This window comes from Sanguibacter sp. Leaf3 (assembly GCF_001425965.1).
In the GTDB taxonomy this organism is placed as follows: domain Bacteria; phylum Actinomycetota; class Actinomycetes; order Actinomycetales; family Cellulomonadaceae; genus Sanguibacter; species Sanguibacter inulinus.
Genome location: NZ_LMRH01000002.1, coordinates 1065238 through 1078175 on the forward strand (window position 1 = coordinate 1065238; position 12938 = coordinate 1078175).

General features: G+C 69.6%; 11 protein-coding genes. 5 read left to right on the forward strand and 6 right to left on the reverse strand.

The genetic code is table 11. The features are described 5' to 3' along the window. Positions 1-13 precede the first annotated feature (13 nt). The gene (locus ASG53_RS12155; protein ID WP_056133271.1) at positions 14-967 is read right to left on the reverse strand and encodes a site-specific tyrosine recombinase XerD; all 954 of its coding nucleotides are present in this window, start codon (positions 965-967) and stop codon (positions 14-16) included. Positions 968-976: 9 nt separating this feature from the next. Beyond that, positions 977-1909, reverse strand: coding sequence for a heme o synthase (locus tag ASG53_RS12160; protein ID WP_056133274.1), 933 nt, complete (start codon positions 1907-1909; stop codon positions 977-979). Positions 1910-2505: 596 nt separating this feature from the next. Here ASG53_RS12160 and tkt point away from each other — a divergent pair. The 5 genes from tkt to pgl all read left to right on the forward strand — a co-directional run bounded on the left by tkt (position 2506) and on the right by pgl (position 9475). Further along, positions 2506-4683 (forward strand): transketolase, encoded by a 2178-nt coding sequence (gene tkt / locus ASG53_RS12165; protein ID WP_056133277.1) that lies wholly within the window; start codon positions 2506-2508, stop codon positions 4681-4683. Between the two features lie 250 nt (positions 4684-4933). Beyond that, positions 4934-6070, forward strand: coding sequence for a transaldolase (gene tal, locus ASG53_RS12170; protein ID WP_056133280.1), 1137 nt, complete (start codon positions 4934-4936; stop codon positions 6068-6070). 148 nt (positions 6071-6218) lie between these two features. Further along, positions 6219-7760, forward strand: coding sequence for a glucose-6-phosphate dehydrogenase (zwf, locus tag ASG53_RS12175; protein WP_056134239.1), 1542 nt, complete (start codon positions 6219-6221; stop codon positions 7758-7760). 51 nt (positions 7761-7811) lie between these two features. Next, positions 7812-8732: a glucose-6-phosphate dehydrogenase assembly protein OpcA gene (locus ASG53_RS12180; RefSeq protein ID WP_056133283.1), complete on the forward strand. Its 921-nt coding sequence runs from the start codon at positions 7812-7814 to the stop codon at positions 8730-8732. Further along, positions 8729-9475, forward strand: coding sequence for a 6-phosphogluconolactonase (gene pgl, locus ASG53_RS12185; protein ID WP_056133285.1), 747 nt, complete (start codon positions 8729-8731; stop codon positions 9473-9475). The genes ASG53_RS12180 and pgl overlap by 4 nt, the downstream gene beginning before the upstream one ends. A gap of 317 nt (positions 9476-9792) precedes the next feature. On the opposite strand, the gene ASG53_RS12190 is transcribed toward pgl, so the two are convergent. The 4 genes from ASG53_RS12190 to ASG53_RS12205 all read right to left on the reverse strand — a co-directional run bounded on the left by ASG53_RS12190 (position 9793) and on the right by ASG53_RS12205 (position 12828). Then, positions 9793-10143, reverse strand: a complete 351-nt coding sequence (locus tag ASG53_RS12190; protein WP_056133287.1) for an RNA polymerase-binding protein RbpA — start codon at positions 10141-10143, stop codon at positions 9793-9795. 31 nt (positions 10144-10174) lie between these two features. Beyond that, positions 10175-10426: a preprotein translocase subunit SecG gene (secG, locus tag ASG53_RS12195; protein WP_056134243.1), complete on the reverse strand. Its 252-nt coding sequence runs from the start codon at positions 10424-10426 to the stop codon at positions 10175-10177. 318 nt (positions 10427-10744) lie between these two features. Beyond that, entirely contained in the window at positions 10745-11539 is a 795-nt protein-coding gene (tpiA, locus tag ASG53_RS12200; RefSeq protein WP_056133290.1) for a triose-phosphate isomerase, read from the reverse strand. Positions 11540-11628: 89 nt separating this feature from the next. Then, a complete protein-coding gene (locus ASG53_RS12205) occupies positions 11629-12828 on the reverse strand; it encodes a phosphoglycerate kinase (RefSeq protein WP_056133293.1) in 1200 nt (399 codons plus the stop codon). Between the last annotated feature and the right edge of the window lie 110 nt (positions 12829-12938).

Sequence of the window (12938 nt, forward strand, 5' to 3'; positions counted from 1 at the left end):
CGAGGCCGACGTCTCAGGCCAGCGCGCGCGGGTGGGACTGCACGTAGACCTCGCGCAGCGAGTCGGCCGTGACCATCGTGTACAGCTGCGTCGTCGTCACCGACGCGTGCCCGAGCAGCTCCTGCACCACCCTGACGTCGGCACCGCCCGACAGGAGATGGGTCGCGAAGGAGTGCCGCAGGGTGTGCGGAGAGATGTGCTCGGCACCGGGCAGCCCCGCAGCCTCGGCCGAGGACCGGAGCACCTGCCATGCGCTCTGCCTGCTGAGCCGCGCACCACGGGTGTTGAGGAACACCGCGGGTGTCCCCCGCCCGGCGGCAATGAACACCGGCCGGGTCCGCACGAGGTACGCCTGGAGAGCCTCGACGGCGAAGGACCCGACGGGCACCACGCGCTCTTTGCTGCCCTTGCCGAACAGCCTCACGGCCTCGAGCCCCGGGGTGAGGTCGAGGTCGTCGATGTCGAGGTTCACAGCCTCGGAGATGCGCGCCCCGGTCGAGTACAAGAGCTCGAGCAGCGCACGGTTGCGGACGGCTGCGACACCGTCGCCCGCCCCGGCGGCCGCGAGCAGCCGCTCGACGTCATGCGTCGAGATGGCCTTGGGCAGCCGCTTGCCCTGGCTCGGCGGTCGGACCGCGGCGGCAGGGTTGGTGTCGACCTGCCCCTCGGCGACGCAGAAGGCGTGCCAGCCGCGCACAGCGGCGAGGCTGCGCGCAGCCGAGCCCGCGGCGAGCGGAGCCCGACCGTCCGAGCCAGTCCGGACCGCCGTGACGTAGTCCTCGACGACGGTGGTCGTCACGTCGCCGAGGGACAGCTCACGGGCCTCGAGGTACCCGACGTAGCGGTCCAGGTCTCGTCTGTAGGCGGCGACGGTGTTGGCGGAGCGCCCGCGCTCGATCGTCAGGTGGTCCAGGTACCCCTGGACGGCACGACGCAGGACGTCGCCCCGGGTGCCCGCTGCGACCACCCGGTCACCTCAGAAGGGGAGGAAGACGTCGACCGCGACGGCGACGAACAGGAGCGTCAGGTACGTGATCGAGCCGTGGAACACCTTCATCGCGCCGAGCTTGCCGCGGCTGGGGTCCGCAGCGCGGCGGTACATACCGATGCACTGGGCGAGGAACCACGCACCGAGCAGCGAGGCGACGACCGCGTAGACCCACGTCATGCCCTCGAGGGGCACGAGCGCGAGGGAGCAGGCGATCATGGCGACGGTGTAGATGATCATCTCGCGGGCGACCTTGAGGTCGTCGGCGACGACGGGGAGCATCGGCACGCCGGCCTCGGCGTAGTCGCGGCGGAACTTCATCGACAGCGGCCAGTAGTGCGGGGGCGTCCAGAAGAAGATGACCAGGAACAGCGCGACGGCGCCCCAGCTCAGGCCGCCGGTCACGGCCGACCAGCCGATGAACACCGGCATGCAGCCCGCGATGCCGCCCCACACGATGTTCTGCGGGGTGCGGCGCTTGAGGATCATCGTGTAGCCGACCACGTAGATCGCGATCGCACCGGCGGTCAGCAGGGCCGAGGCCATGTTGACGAAGACGGCGAACCAGACGAGCGAGACTGCTCCGAGCACCAGGCCGAAGATCAGCGCGTTGCGGGGCGAGACCTCACCCGTGACGATCGGACGCCGCTTGGTGCGGTTCATCTTCTCGTCGATGTCACGGTCGATGTAGCAGTTGAGGACACCCGAGGCGCCCGCAGCGGCCGCGCCGCCGACGAGGGTCGCGAGCACGAGCCAGAGGGAGGGGAAACCGCCCTCGGCGAGCATCATCGTCGGGATCGTCGTGACGAGCAGCAGCTCGATGACGCGCGGCTTGGTCAGCGCGACGTACGCCCCGATCCTCCGGCGCAGCACTGCGCCCTTGGTCTGCTGCCCGACCGCAGGCAGCGGCTCACCTGCCACGTGGTCGCTGGGCAGGTGGGCCGAGGCGGGACTCGATGTGTGCACGCGTGCCGATTTCCGTTCTGCGTCCGAGAGAGGCCGGCCTCGTCGCGGGATGATCCGCGTCCAGGCCAGCACAACGTCTGACTCATCGTACGTGCCCTAGGTCGTTCGTCCCGGCCATCCGCGCTCACCAGAGATGTGATCTGTGCGGACGACTCGTCACCCGCCCGACCACGACACGATTGTTAACGTTCACACTTCTGTCCCCCGGAGGCGCTAGCCTGCCGGGAGATGTTGCACAGCCATCCCGGACGAGCCTGCGCTCGACGTCTGCCCGACACCTGCCCGACGACGAGCAGAGGTCAGGCAGGCAGCGGGACGGCCGCGGGCTCCGCTGACCGTCACACGGACGTGACCGCCCCTCACAGGGCTCACGAGCGTAGGGTGGAAGGCGGAATCCAGAGCGACAGTCGGGCCCGCCCGCCGACGACCACGGCCTCGCCGTGACCGTACGACGCACCAGCCCGCCACCTGCTGGCGTCCTCCGACGCCTCGCAGGCTCTGACCACGACGAATTCGGGCGTGCACGCACGCCACGACAGAGATGAGGTTCGGTGAACTCCTTCACCCCAGCGCAGCAGCCCTTCGACTGGTCCGAGCTCGACGACCGTGCGGTCGCGACCATCAAGGCCCTCGCCGCCGACGCCGTCGAGAAGGTCGGCAACGGTCACCCGGGTACCGCGATCTCGCTCGCGCCCGCCGCGTACACGCTGTTCCAGAAGGTCATGCGCCACGACCCGAGCGACTCGCACTGGGTCGGTCGCGACCGCTTCGTGCTCTCGGCCGGCCACTCGTCGCTGACCATCTACCTCCAGCTCTTCCTCTCGGGCTACGACGTCGACCTCGACGACATCAAGTCGCTGCGCACCTGGGGCTCCAAGACCCCCGGTCACCCCGAGTACACGCACACCGACGGTGTCGAGATCACCACCGGCCCCCTCGGCCAGGGCCTCGCCTCCGCCGTCGGCATGGCCATGGCGGCCCGTCGCGAGCGCGGTCTGCTCGACCCGAGCACCGCCCCCGGCGAGAGCCCCTTCGACCACTCGATCTTCGTGATCGCCGGCGACGGCGACCTGCAGGAGGGCGTCACCTCCGAGGCCTCGTCCCTCGCAGGTCACCAGCAGCTCGGCAACCTCGTGGTCATCTACGACCAGAACCAGATCTCGATCGAGGACGACACCAACATCTCGTTCTCCGAGGACGTGCTCGCCCGCTACGAGTCCTACGGCTGGCACACCCAGCGCGTCGACTGGACGCAAGGTGGCACCGGCTACGTCGAGAACGTCGAGGAGCTGCACGCAGCGCTCTCGGCTGCGAAGGCCGAGACCGGCAAGCCGTCGATCATCGCGCTGCGCACCATCATCGGATGGCCCTCGCCGAAGAAGCAGAACACCGGCAAGATCCACGGCTCGGCCCTCGGCGCTGACGAGGTCGCCGGCCTCAAGGTGAACCTCGGCCTCGACCCCGAGAAGTCCTTCGACGTGGCTGACGACGTCCTCGCCCACGCCCGCGAGGTCGGTGCCCGTGGCGCCGAGGCCCGCAAGGCCTGGACCGTCGGCTTCGACGCGTGGAAGACCGCCAACCCCGAGGGCGCAGAGCTCCTCGAGCGCCTCACCACCCGCACCCTCCCCGAGGGCTGGGACTCCGTGCTCCCGACCTTCGAGGGTGGCAAGGACGTCTCGACGCGTGCTGCCTCCGGCAAGGTCCTCACGGCCCTCGCACCCGTGCTCCCCGAGCTCTGGGGCGGGTCGGCCGACCTCGCCGAGTCGAACAACACCACCATGGAGGGCGAGCCGTCCTTCATCCCGGCCGAGCACTCCACGGCGGCCTGGACCGGCAACCCGCACGGGCGCACGCTGCACTTCGGCATCCGCGAGCACGCCATGGGCGCGATCCTCAACGGCATCGTCCTGCACGGTGGCACCCGCGCCTACGGCGGCACCTTCCTGGTCTTCTCCGACTACATGCGCCCGGCGGTCCGCATCGCGGCCCTCATGCGCATCCCGTCGACCTTCGTCTGGACGCACGACTCGATCGGTCTCGGCGAGGACGGCCCCACGCACCAGCCGATCGAGCACCTCGCCGCGCTGCGTGCAATCCCGGGTCTCGACGTCGTCCGCCCCGCGGACGCGAACGAGGTCGCCTGGGCCTGGAAGACGATCCTCGGCCACACCGACCGTCCGGCCGGCATCGTCCTGACCCGTCAGAACGTCCCGACCTACGAGCGTGGAGAGGGTGCCGCCACCGGCGAGACCTTCGCCTCCGCGGCCGGTGTCGCGAAGGGTGCCTACGTCCTCGCCGAGGCGCCGAACGGCACCCCGGACGTCATCCTCATGGGCACAGGCTCCGAGGTCCAGCTGGCGGTCGACGCCCGCGAAACCCTCAAGGCCGAGGGAATCCACGCCCGCGTGGTCTCCATCCCGAGCCGCGAGTGGTTCGACCAGCAGGACGCCGAGTACCGCGAGTCGGTCCTCCCCGCCTCGGTCAAGGCCCGCGTGTCGGTCGAGGCCGCTGTGGCCCAGGGCTGGCGCGAGCTCGTCGGAGACGCCGGCCGCTCGATCTCGATCGAGCACTACGGCGCCTCCGCGGACTTCAAGACGCTGTACCGCGAGTTCGGCATCACGACCGAGGCCGTCGTGGCCGCGGCCAAGGAGTCCATCGAGGCTGCGGGTTCCGCAGCTCCCGGTGCCTCCGCCACCCCCTCCGAGGGCGGGACCGCCGACCGTCCCTGACGCGTGCGAGCACACCTGCGGTGAGCGTCCCCTCGGGGGCACCGCACCGCAGGTGTGAGGCACGAGACGCACGGCTCTGATCGCGGGCTGCGTCCTTCTCTGATCTGATGGAACAGGGACGGACGCAGCCCGTCGTCGTCTGCCCAGCACGACCGCACGACCAGCACCACCACACGACGAGCACTACCCGCAGCGCGGCACACAGCACCCGCCGCAGCAGCACCCAGCAGCACGAGGAGAGGTCCACACCGTGACAGAGAACGGCAGCACTCCCACCCAGTCCGAGGCCACGACCCGACTCAGCGCAGAGGGGGTCGCCATCTGGCTCGACGACCTCTCCCGCGAGCGGATCACGACAGGCAACCTCGCCGACCTCGTCGCCACCCGCGACGTCGTGGGCGTCACCACCAACCCGACGATCTTCGCGAGCGCGCTCTCCCAGGGGCAGAGCTACGACGAGCAGCTCACGGAGATCGCCGCGCAGGGCACCGACCTGGACGACGCCGTCTGGGAGATCACCACCCGCGACGTCCGTGACGCCTGCGACGTCCTGCGACCCGTCTACGACCGCTCCGGCGGTGTCGACGGCCGCGTGTCGATCGAGGTCGACCCGCGCATGGCGCAGGACCCCGACGCGACAGGCAGGCTCGCCGAGCGTCTGTGGTCGACCGTGGACCGCCCGAACCTGTTCATCAAGATCCCTGCGACCGAGAAGGGCCTCTCCGCGATCACGGCGGCGATCGCCCAGGGCATCAGCGTCAACGTCACGCTGATCTTCTCCCTCGAGCGCTACTCCGCGGTCATCGACGCGTACCTCACAGGTCTCGAGCAGGCGCTCGAAGCAGGCCGCGACGTCTCCGACCTCGCGTCGGTCGCGTCCTTCTTCGTCTCGCGCGTCGACGGATCGGTCGACAAGCAGCTCGAGGAGATCGGCTCCGACGAGGCCAAGAGCCTCCTCGGCAAGGTCGCGATCGCCAACGCCCGCCTCGCCTACGAGATCCACCGCGAGACGCTCGCCTCCGACCGCTGGAAGGCGCTCGAGGCACGCGGCGCACGTCCGCAGCGCCCGCTCTGGGCCTCGACGGGTGTCAAGAACCCCGACTACCCCGACACGCTCTACGTCACCGAGCTCGTCGCACCGGGCGTCGTCAACACCATGCCCGAGAAGACCCTCCAGGCCGTCGCCGACCACGGCGAGATCACCGGCGACACGATCACCGGGACCTACGACGAGGCGCGTGCGACGCTCGACACGTTCGCGCGTCTCGGCGGTGACCTCGCCGAGGTGACACGTAACCTCGAAGAAGACGGCCTGCAGAAGTTCGAGGCCAGCTGGGACGAGCTGCTCCAGACAGTCCGCGACGGACTCTCCGGGGCCTCCTCCTGAGACACCCAGGACTCAGGTCCTAGAGTCCTGCTAGACATGACTGGTCTGCGGCGCAGCGTCGCAGACCAGTCGTTCGACACGTCAGACAGACAAGTCAGACCGTGGGCGTGACCTGGACAGGCCACACCCGGAGAAGATGGTGGCGCCCGTGAGACCCGCAAAGATCGAAGCCGACTCCAACCCGCTGCGCGATGCGCGCGACCTGCGCCTGCCGCGCATCGCCGGACCGTCCGGTCTCGTGATCTTCGGCGTGACCGGAGACCTCGCCCGCAAGAAGCTCATGCCGGCCGTCTACGACCTCGCCAACCGTGGCCTGCTGCCCCCGGGCTTCGCGCTCACGGGCTTCGCCCGGCGCGACTGGGAGGACCAGGACTTCGCGAAGGTCGTCCACGACGCCGTCAAGGAGCACGCCCGCACGCCCTTCCGTGAAGACGTGTGGAACCAGCTTGCCGAGGGCATCCGCTTCGTCCAGGGCTCCTTCGACGACGACGAGGCCTTCGAGCGCCTCAGCCAGACAGTCGCAGAGCTCGACGAGGAGCGCGGCACCAAGGGGAACCACGCGTTCTACCTCTCCGTGCCGCCGAGCGCCTTCCCCGTCGTCTGCCGCCAGCTCGCCCGCTCGGGCCTGTCGAAGTCGCCCGAGGACGCCTGGCGCCGCGTGGTGATCGAGAAGCCCTTCGGTCACGACCTCGCCTCCGCCCGCGAGCTCAACGACGTGGTCTCCGAGGTCTTCGCCCCCGAAGACGTGTTCAGGATCGACCACTACCTCGGCAAGGAGACGGTCCAGAACCTCCTGGCCCTGCGCTTCGCGAACCAGATGTACGAGCCGATCTGGAACGCCAACTACGTCGACCACGTGCAGATCACCATGGCCGAGGACATCGGCATCGGTGGCCGCGCCGGGTACTACGACGGCATCGGCGCAGCGCGCGACGTCATCCAGAACCACCTGCTCCAGCTCCTCGCCCTCACGGCGATGGAAGAGCCGGTCTCCTTCGCGGCAGACGACCTCATCGCCGAGAAGATCAAGGTCCTCTCCGCGATGCGCCTGCCCAAGGACCTCGGGAAGCACACAGCCCGCGGGCAGTACGCCTCCGGTTGGCAGGGCGGCGAAGAGGTCGTCGGCTACCTCGAGGAAGAGGGCACCGACCCCGCCTCGACGACCGAGACCTACGCGGCGATCCGTGTCGACATCGACACCCGTCGCTGGGCCGGCGTGCCCTTCTACCTCCGCACCGGCAAGCGCCTCGGCCGCCGCGTGACCGAGATCGCCGTCGTGTTCAAGAAGGCGCCGCACCTGCCCTTCGAGTCGACCGCGACGAGCGAGCTCGGCAAGAACGCGATCGTCATCCGCGTCCAGCCCGACGAGGGCATCACGCTGCGCCTCGGCGCGAAGGTCCCCGGCACCGCGATGGAGGTCCGCGACGTCACGATGGACTTCGGCTACGGCCACGCCTTCACCGAGTCCTCCCCCGAGGCCTACGAGCGACTCATCCTCGACGTGCTCCTCGGCGACCCGCCCCTCTTCCCCCGCCACGAGGAGGTCGAGCTCTCGTGGAAGATCCTCGACCCGATCACGAAGTTCTGGGAGAGCAAGGGCACCCCGGACGCGTACCGCTCCGGTACCTGGGGCCCGGACTCTGCCGACGAGATGCTCGCCCGCGACGGCCGGTCCTGGCGTCGGCCCTGACGAGCCACCGGACCTCACCGACCTGCGCCTGACCGACTGAGAGAGCACACCATGATCATCGACATGCCGGAGACGACAGTCAGCGCTGTCGCGCGTCGTCTCATCAAGATCCGCGAGGAGGGCGGGGCGATCGCCCTCGGCCGCGTCCTCACCCTCGTGATCGTCGCCGACGAGAACGAGATCGAGGAGGCGGTCGACGCCGCCAACGACGCGAGCCGCGAGCACCCGTGCCGCATCGTCGTCGTCTCGACCGCCGAGGGCCGCCCCGACCAGCTCGACGCGGAGATCCGCGTGGGCGGAGATGCTGGCGCCAGCGAGGTCATCGTGCTGCGCCCGTCCTCGGTGGTCGCCCAGCACCCGGACACGCTCATCATGCCGCTGCTGCTGCCCGACGCACCGATCGTCGCCTGGTGGCCCAACGAGATCCCCGACAGCCCGTCGACCGACCTCGTCGGGCAGATGGCGAAGATCCGCATCACGGACAGCCTCAACTGCACCTCGCCGAGCTCCACGCTCGAGACGCTCCGCAAGAACCACCACCCGGGTGACATCGACCTGTCGTGGACCCGCGTGACGGTGTGGCGCGGGCTTCTCGCCGCGATGCTCGACCAGCCGCCCTACGAGCCCGTCACCGGTGTGACCGTCGAGGGCTCCGAGGCGCACACCTCGGTCGACCTGCTCGGCGCCTGGCTCGCCGAGAAGCTGCGGTGCCCCGTGACCATCACGCGGAACACCGACGAGCTGGCGATCACCAAGGTCGTCCTGCACCGCAAGTCCGGCGACATCGTGCTCGACCGTCCCGACGGCCGGGTCGCGACGCTCTCGCAGCCCGGTCAGCCGGACCACCGCATCACCCTCCCGGTGCGCTCGCTCCGCGAGTGCCTCTCGGAGGAGCTCCGCCGTCTGGACCCCGACGAGGTCTACGGCGAGGTCCTCGCCAAGGGTCTGCCCCGCGTGACGGCCTCCGCATGAGCCCGCAGTCCCGGCTGGTGGTCGTCCACCCGGACGCGCAGATCCTCGCCGAGGCTGCGGCGTCTCGGCTCCTCACCCGGATCCTCGACCTGCAGTCCGTGCGCTCCCCCGTGCACGTGGTCCTGACCGGCGGGACCGTGGGGATCAAGACTCTCGCGGCCGTCGCGAAGAACCCCTTGCGCGACGCCGTCGACTGGACTGGCGTGCACCTGTGGTGGGGCGACGAGCGCTACCTGCCCGCCGGCGACGCGGACCGCAACGAGACCCAGGCCCGTGAGGCGCTCCTGGACCACCTCGACGTCCTGCCCGCAGAGAACGTGCACGCGATGCCGTCCGTCGACGGTGACGTGGACGTCGACGCGGCTGCGGCGCTCTACGCCGAGGAGCTCGCGCGCTTCGCCCCCGAGGGTGCAGCGGCGCCCGTCTTCGACATCACGCTGCTGGGCATGGGCCCCGACGCGCACGTCGCGTCGCTGTTCCCCGGGCACCCCGGTGGGACCGTCACCGGGCAGAGCACCGTCGGTGTGCGGAACTCCCCGAAGCCGCCGCCCGAGCGTGTCTCGCTGACCTTCGAGACGATCCAGGCCTCGCACGAGGTATGGATCATCGCCGCCGGCGCCGAGAAGGCCGACGCCGTCAAGGCCGGCCTCGCCGGAGCTGACAAGGCTGAGGCCCCCGTGGCTGCCGCTGTCGGTGCCCAGCTCACCCTGTGGCTCCTCGACTCGGCGGCCGCCGGACGATGACCCACACGGCCTAGGCTGCAGACACGACGAGGGCGAGACCACTGAGTGGTCTCGCCCTCGTCGTGCGTGAAACCTTCGAGCCGCTCGGTCTGGTCGTCTGTCTGGGATCTAGCGGAACCTGGCAGACGGCAGACGGCAGACGGCAGACGGCAGACGGCAGACGGCAGACGGCAGACGGCAGACGGCAGACGGCAACGAGATCGTGACTTCGGAGCGAGATCGTGTCGTACAGCTATCGATCTCGCTCCGAAGTCACGATCTCGTCGGACGGTCGAGCAGGCACCGGCCAGCTCGGGCCAGGTGCGGGGGGCTGCTGGTCAGCGGCGACCGCGGCGGGCGCGGAGTGCTGCGAGGGCCTCGTCGAGGAGGGCTTCGCCGTCCTCTTCGGAGCGGCGCTCCTTCACGTAGGCGAGGTGCGTCTTGTACGGCTCGTTGCGCACGAGGGGCGGCGGGTTCTCCGCGTCCTGGCCGCCCGGGTAGCCGCACCGGGTGCAGTCCCAGTGCTCGGGCGCCTGGGCGTTGCTCTCGATCGAGAAGCTCGGGCGGGTCTCGTGCCCGTTCGCGCAGTAGTAGGAGACGAAGAAGCGTGGCGCTGTCGCGCCCCGCTCGGCCTCGCCCATGGGACCTGCTCCAACTCGCGATCCTCGGATCGCACTACCACCGGCCACTGTGCCGCTCCTGCCAGAGATGGATGGGCTGTCAGATGCCCGTGTCGACCTTGGTGATGAGCCCGAGGAGGACCACCACGACGAACCACACGAGGGCGAAGCCCACGGTGATGCGGTTGAGGTTGCGCTCAGCGACCCCGGAGCTGCCGACGCTGCTAGAGACACCGCCGCCGAACATGTCCGAGAGCCCGCCGCCCTTGCCCTTGTGCAGCAGGATCAGGAGGATCAGGAAGCCGCTCGTGAGGACGAGCACGACCTGGAGCGCGATACGCAGGATGTCCACAGACTTGTTCTTCCCTCTACGTCGGTGAGGTGCCCGCCGAGGAGCACCGATGTTCAGCAGCACGTGGAGCAGGTCGGTCGCCTGCAGGCCGAGGTCGTGACGACCGGGGCGGGGAGTGCAGGTGACGGACACCACGATCCGTGCCGTCTACCAGGATAGACCACCCCACGCTCGTCGAGCGCGAGGCACTCGCAGGAGGCGTGGCCCGTGGTCCGGACGCTCGTCCTGACCGGACCGGCGACCCGGATCGTCGCCCGTGGCCTGCGACGCACGACAGGGCGGGACCGGGCTCCCGGTCCCACCCTGTCGGTCGGGCGATCAGCTCGCGGCGGCAGCCTTGAACTGGGCGATCTTGGCGAACTCCTCGGCGTCGAGGCTGGCGCCTCCGACGAGGGCGCCGTCGACGTCCTGCTCCTTCATGAGCTCGGCGATCGACGAGGACTTGACCGAACCGCCGTAGAGCACGCGGACGGCGTCGGCGACGTCGGCCGAGTAGAGCTCGGCGAGGCGGGCACGGATCGCTCCGGCGACCTCCTGCGCGTCCTGCGGGGTGGCGACCTCACCGGTGCCGATGGCCCAGACGGGCTCGTAGGCGATGACGACCTTGGCGGCGTCCTCGGCCGAGAGGCCCTCGAGGGCGCCGTCGACCTGGGCGAGGGTGTGGGAGACCTGGTCACCGGCCTTGCGGACCTCGAGGGGCTCGCCGACGCAGATGATCGGGATGATGCCGTGGGCCAGCGCGGCTTTCGACTTGGCGTTGACGAGCGCGTCGTCCTCGGCGTGGTACTGGCGACGCTCCGAGTGGCCGACGGCCACGTAGGAGACACCGAGCTTGCTGAGGAACACGGGCGAGATCTCGCCGGTGTAGGCGCCCGAGACGTGCTGGGAGACGTCCTGCGCACCGTAGGTGAGCTCGAGCTTGTCGGCATCGACGAGGGTCTGGACGCTGCGGAGGTCGGTGAACGGGGCGAGGACGGTGACCTCGACCTGCGAGAAGTCGTGCTTGGCGTCCTTGAGGGCCCAGGCGAGCTTCTGCACCAGGTGGATGGCTTCCTGGTGGTCCTGGTTCATCTTCCAGTTGCCGGCGATGAGGGGGGTACGGGCGTTGGCCATGTGGTCCTACCTTCGTGAGTCAGGGGTGGGGGCGAGGGTGAGGGCGACGGTCTGCGCAGACCGTCGCCCTCCCCTGTCGAGCGGGTGTGTCAGGCGTCGAGGACGGCGATCCCCGGGAGGGACTTGCCCTCGAGGAACTCGAGGCTCGCGCCACCACCTGTCGAGATGTGGCTGAAGCCGGCCTCGTCGAAGCCGAGGATGCGCACGGCTGCTGCCGAGTCGCCGCCGCCGACGATCGTGAAGGCACCGTTGCTCGTCGCGTCGACGAGAGCCTGGGCGACGGCACGGGTGCCGCCGGAGAAGGCCTCGAACTCGAAGACGCCGGCCGGGCCGTTCCAGACCGCGGTCTTGGCGTCGACGATCTTGGAGGCGAAGAGCTTCTGCGACTCCGGGCCGATGTCCAGGCCGATCTTGCCGTCGGGGATCGCGTCGGCTGCGACGACGGTCGCGGGCGAGTCCGCCTTGAACTCGTCGGCGACGAGGATGTCGACCGGGAGGACGATCTCCACGCCGGCCTTCTCGGCGTCGGCGAGGTAGCCCTTGACAGCGTCGATCTGGTCTTCCTCGAGCAGCGAGTTGCCGACCGAGTAGCCCTTGGCGGCGAGGAAGGTGAAGAGCATGCCGCCACCGATGAGGAGGCGGTCGGCCTTGGTGATGAGGTTGCCGATGACGCCGAGCTTGTCGGAGACCTTGGAGCCGCCGAGGACGACGACGTAGGGGCGCTCGGGGTTGTCGGTCGCCTTCTTGAGGGACTCGACCTCCTTGAGCACGAGGGAGCCGACGGCGGAGGGCAGCGCGAGGGCGATGTCGTAGACGGACGCCTGCTTGCGGTGCACGACGCCGAAGCCGTCGGAGACGTAGAAGTCGGCGAGCTCAGCGAGGTCGGCGGCGAGGCTCTGGCGCTCGCTCTCGTCCTTGGAGGTCTCGCGCGGGTCGAAGCGGATGTTCTCGAGGAGGGCGACCTCGCCCTCGCCGAGAGCTGCGACGGTGGCCTTCGCGGACTCTCCGACGGTGTCCTTCGCGAGGGTGACCGGGGCGCCGAGGAGCTCGCCGAGGCGGGCTGCGACGGGCGCGAGCGAGTACTTGTCCTCGGGAGCACCCTTGGGGCGGCCGAGGTGCGCCGTGACGACGACCTTCGCGCCGGCCTCGACGAGCGAGGAGAGGGTGGGGAGCGCGGCGCGGATGCGGCCGTCGTCGGTGATCGTCGTGCCGTCGAGCGGCACGTTGAAGTCTGAACGGACGAGAACGCGCTTGCCGCGCAGGTCGCCGAGGTCCTTGATCGTCTTCATGGGTACTCCAGGTTCAAAGGGCGGACATGAGAACGTCCGCGTGAGTGACGTGGCCAGACGGCTCTCATCACTCACGCGGACGGTTCAGCGAGCTCGGGTGATCACCCGTG

Bases quoted from the DNA above. Each gene is read 5' to 3' on its own strand.
- ASG53_RS12180 (WP_056133283.1), top strand. From the start codon at position 7,812: ATGATCATCGACATGCCGGAGACGACAGTCAGCGCTGTCGCGCGTCGT.
- pgl (WP_056133285.1), top strand. From the start codon at position 8,729: ATGAGCCCGCAGTCCCGGCTGGTGGTCGTCCACCCGGACGCGCAGATC.
- tpiA (WP_056133290.1), bottom strand. From the start codon at position 11,539: ATGGCCAACGCCCGTACCCCCCTCATCGCCGGCAACTGGAAGATGAAC.
- ASG53_RS12205 (WP_056133293.1), bottom strand. From the start codon at position 12,828: ATGAAGACGATCAAGGACCTCGGCGACCTGCGCGGCAAGCGCGTTCTC.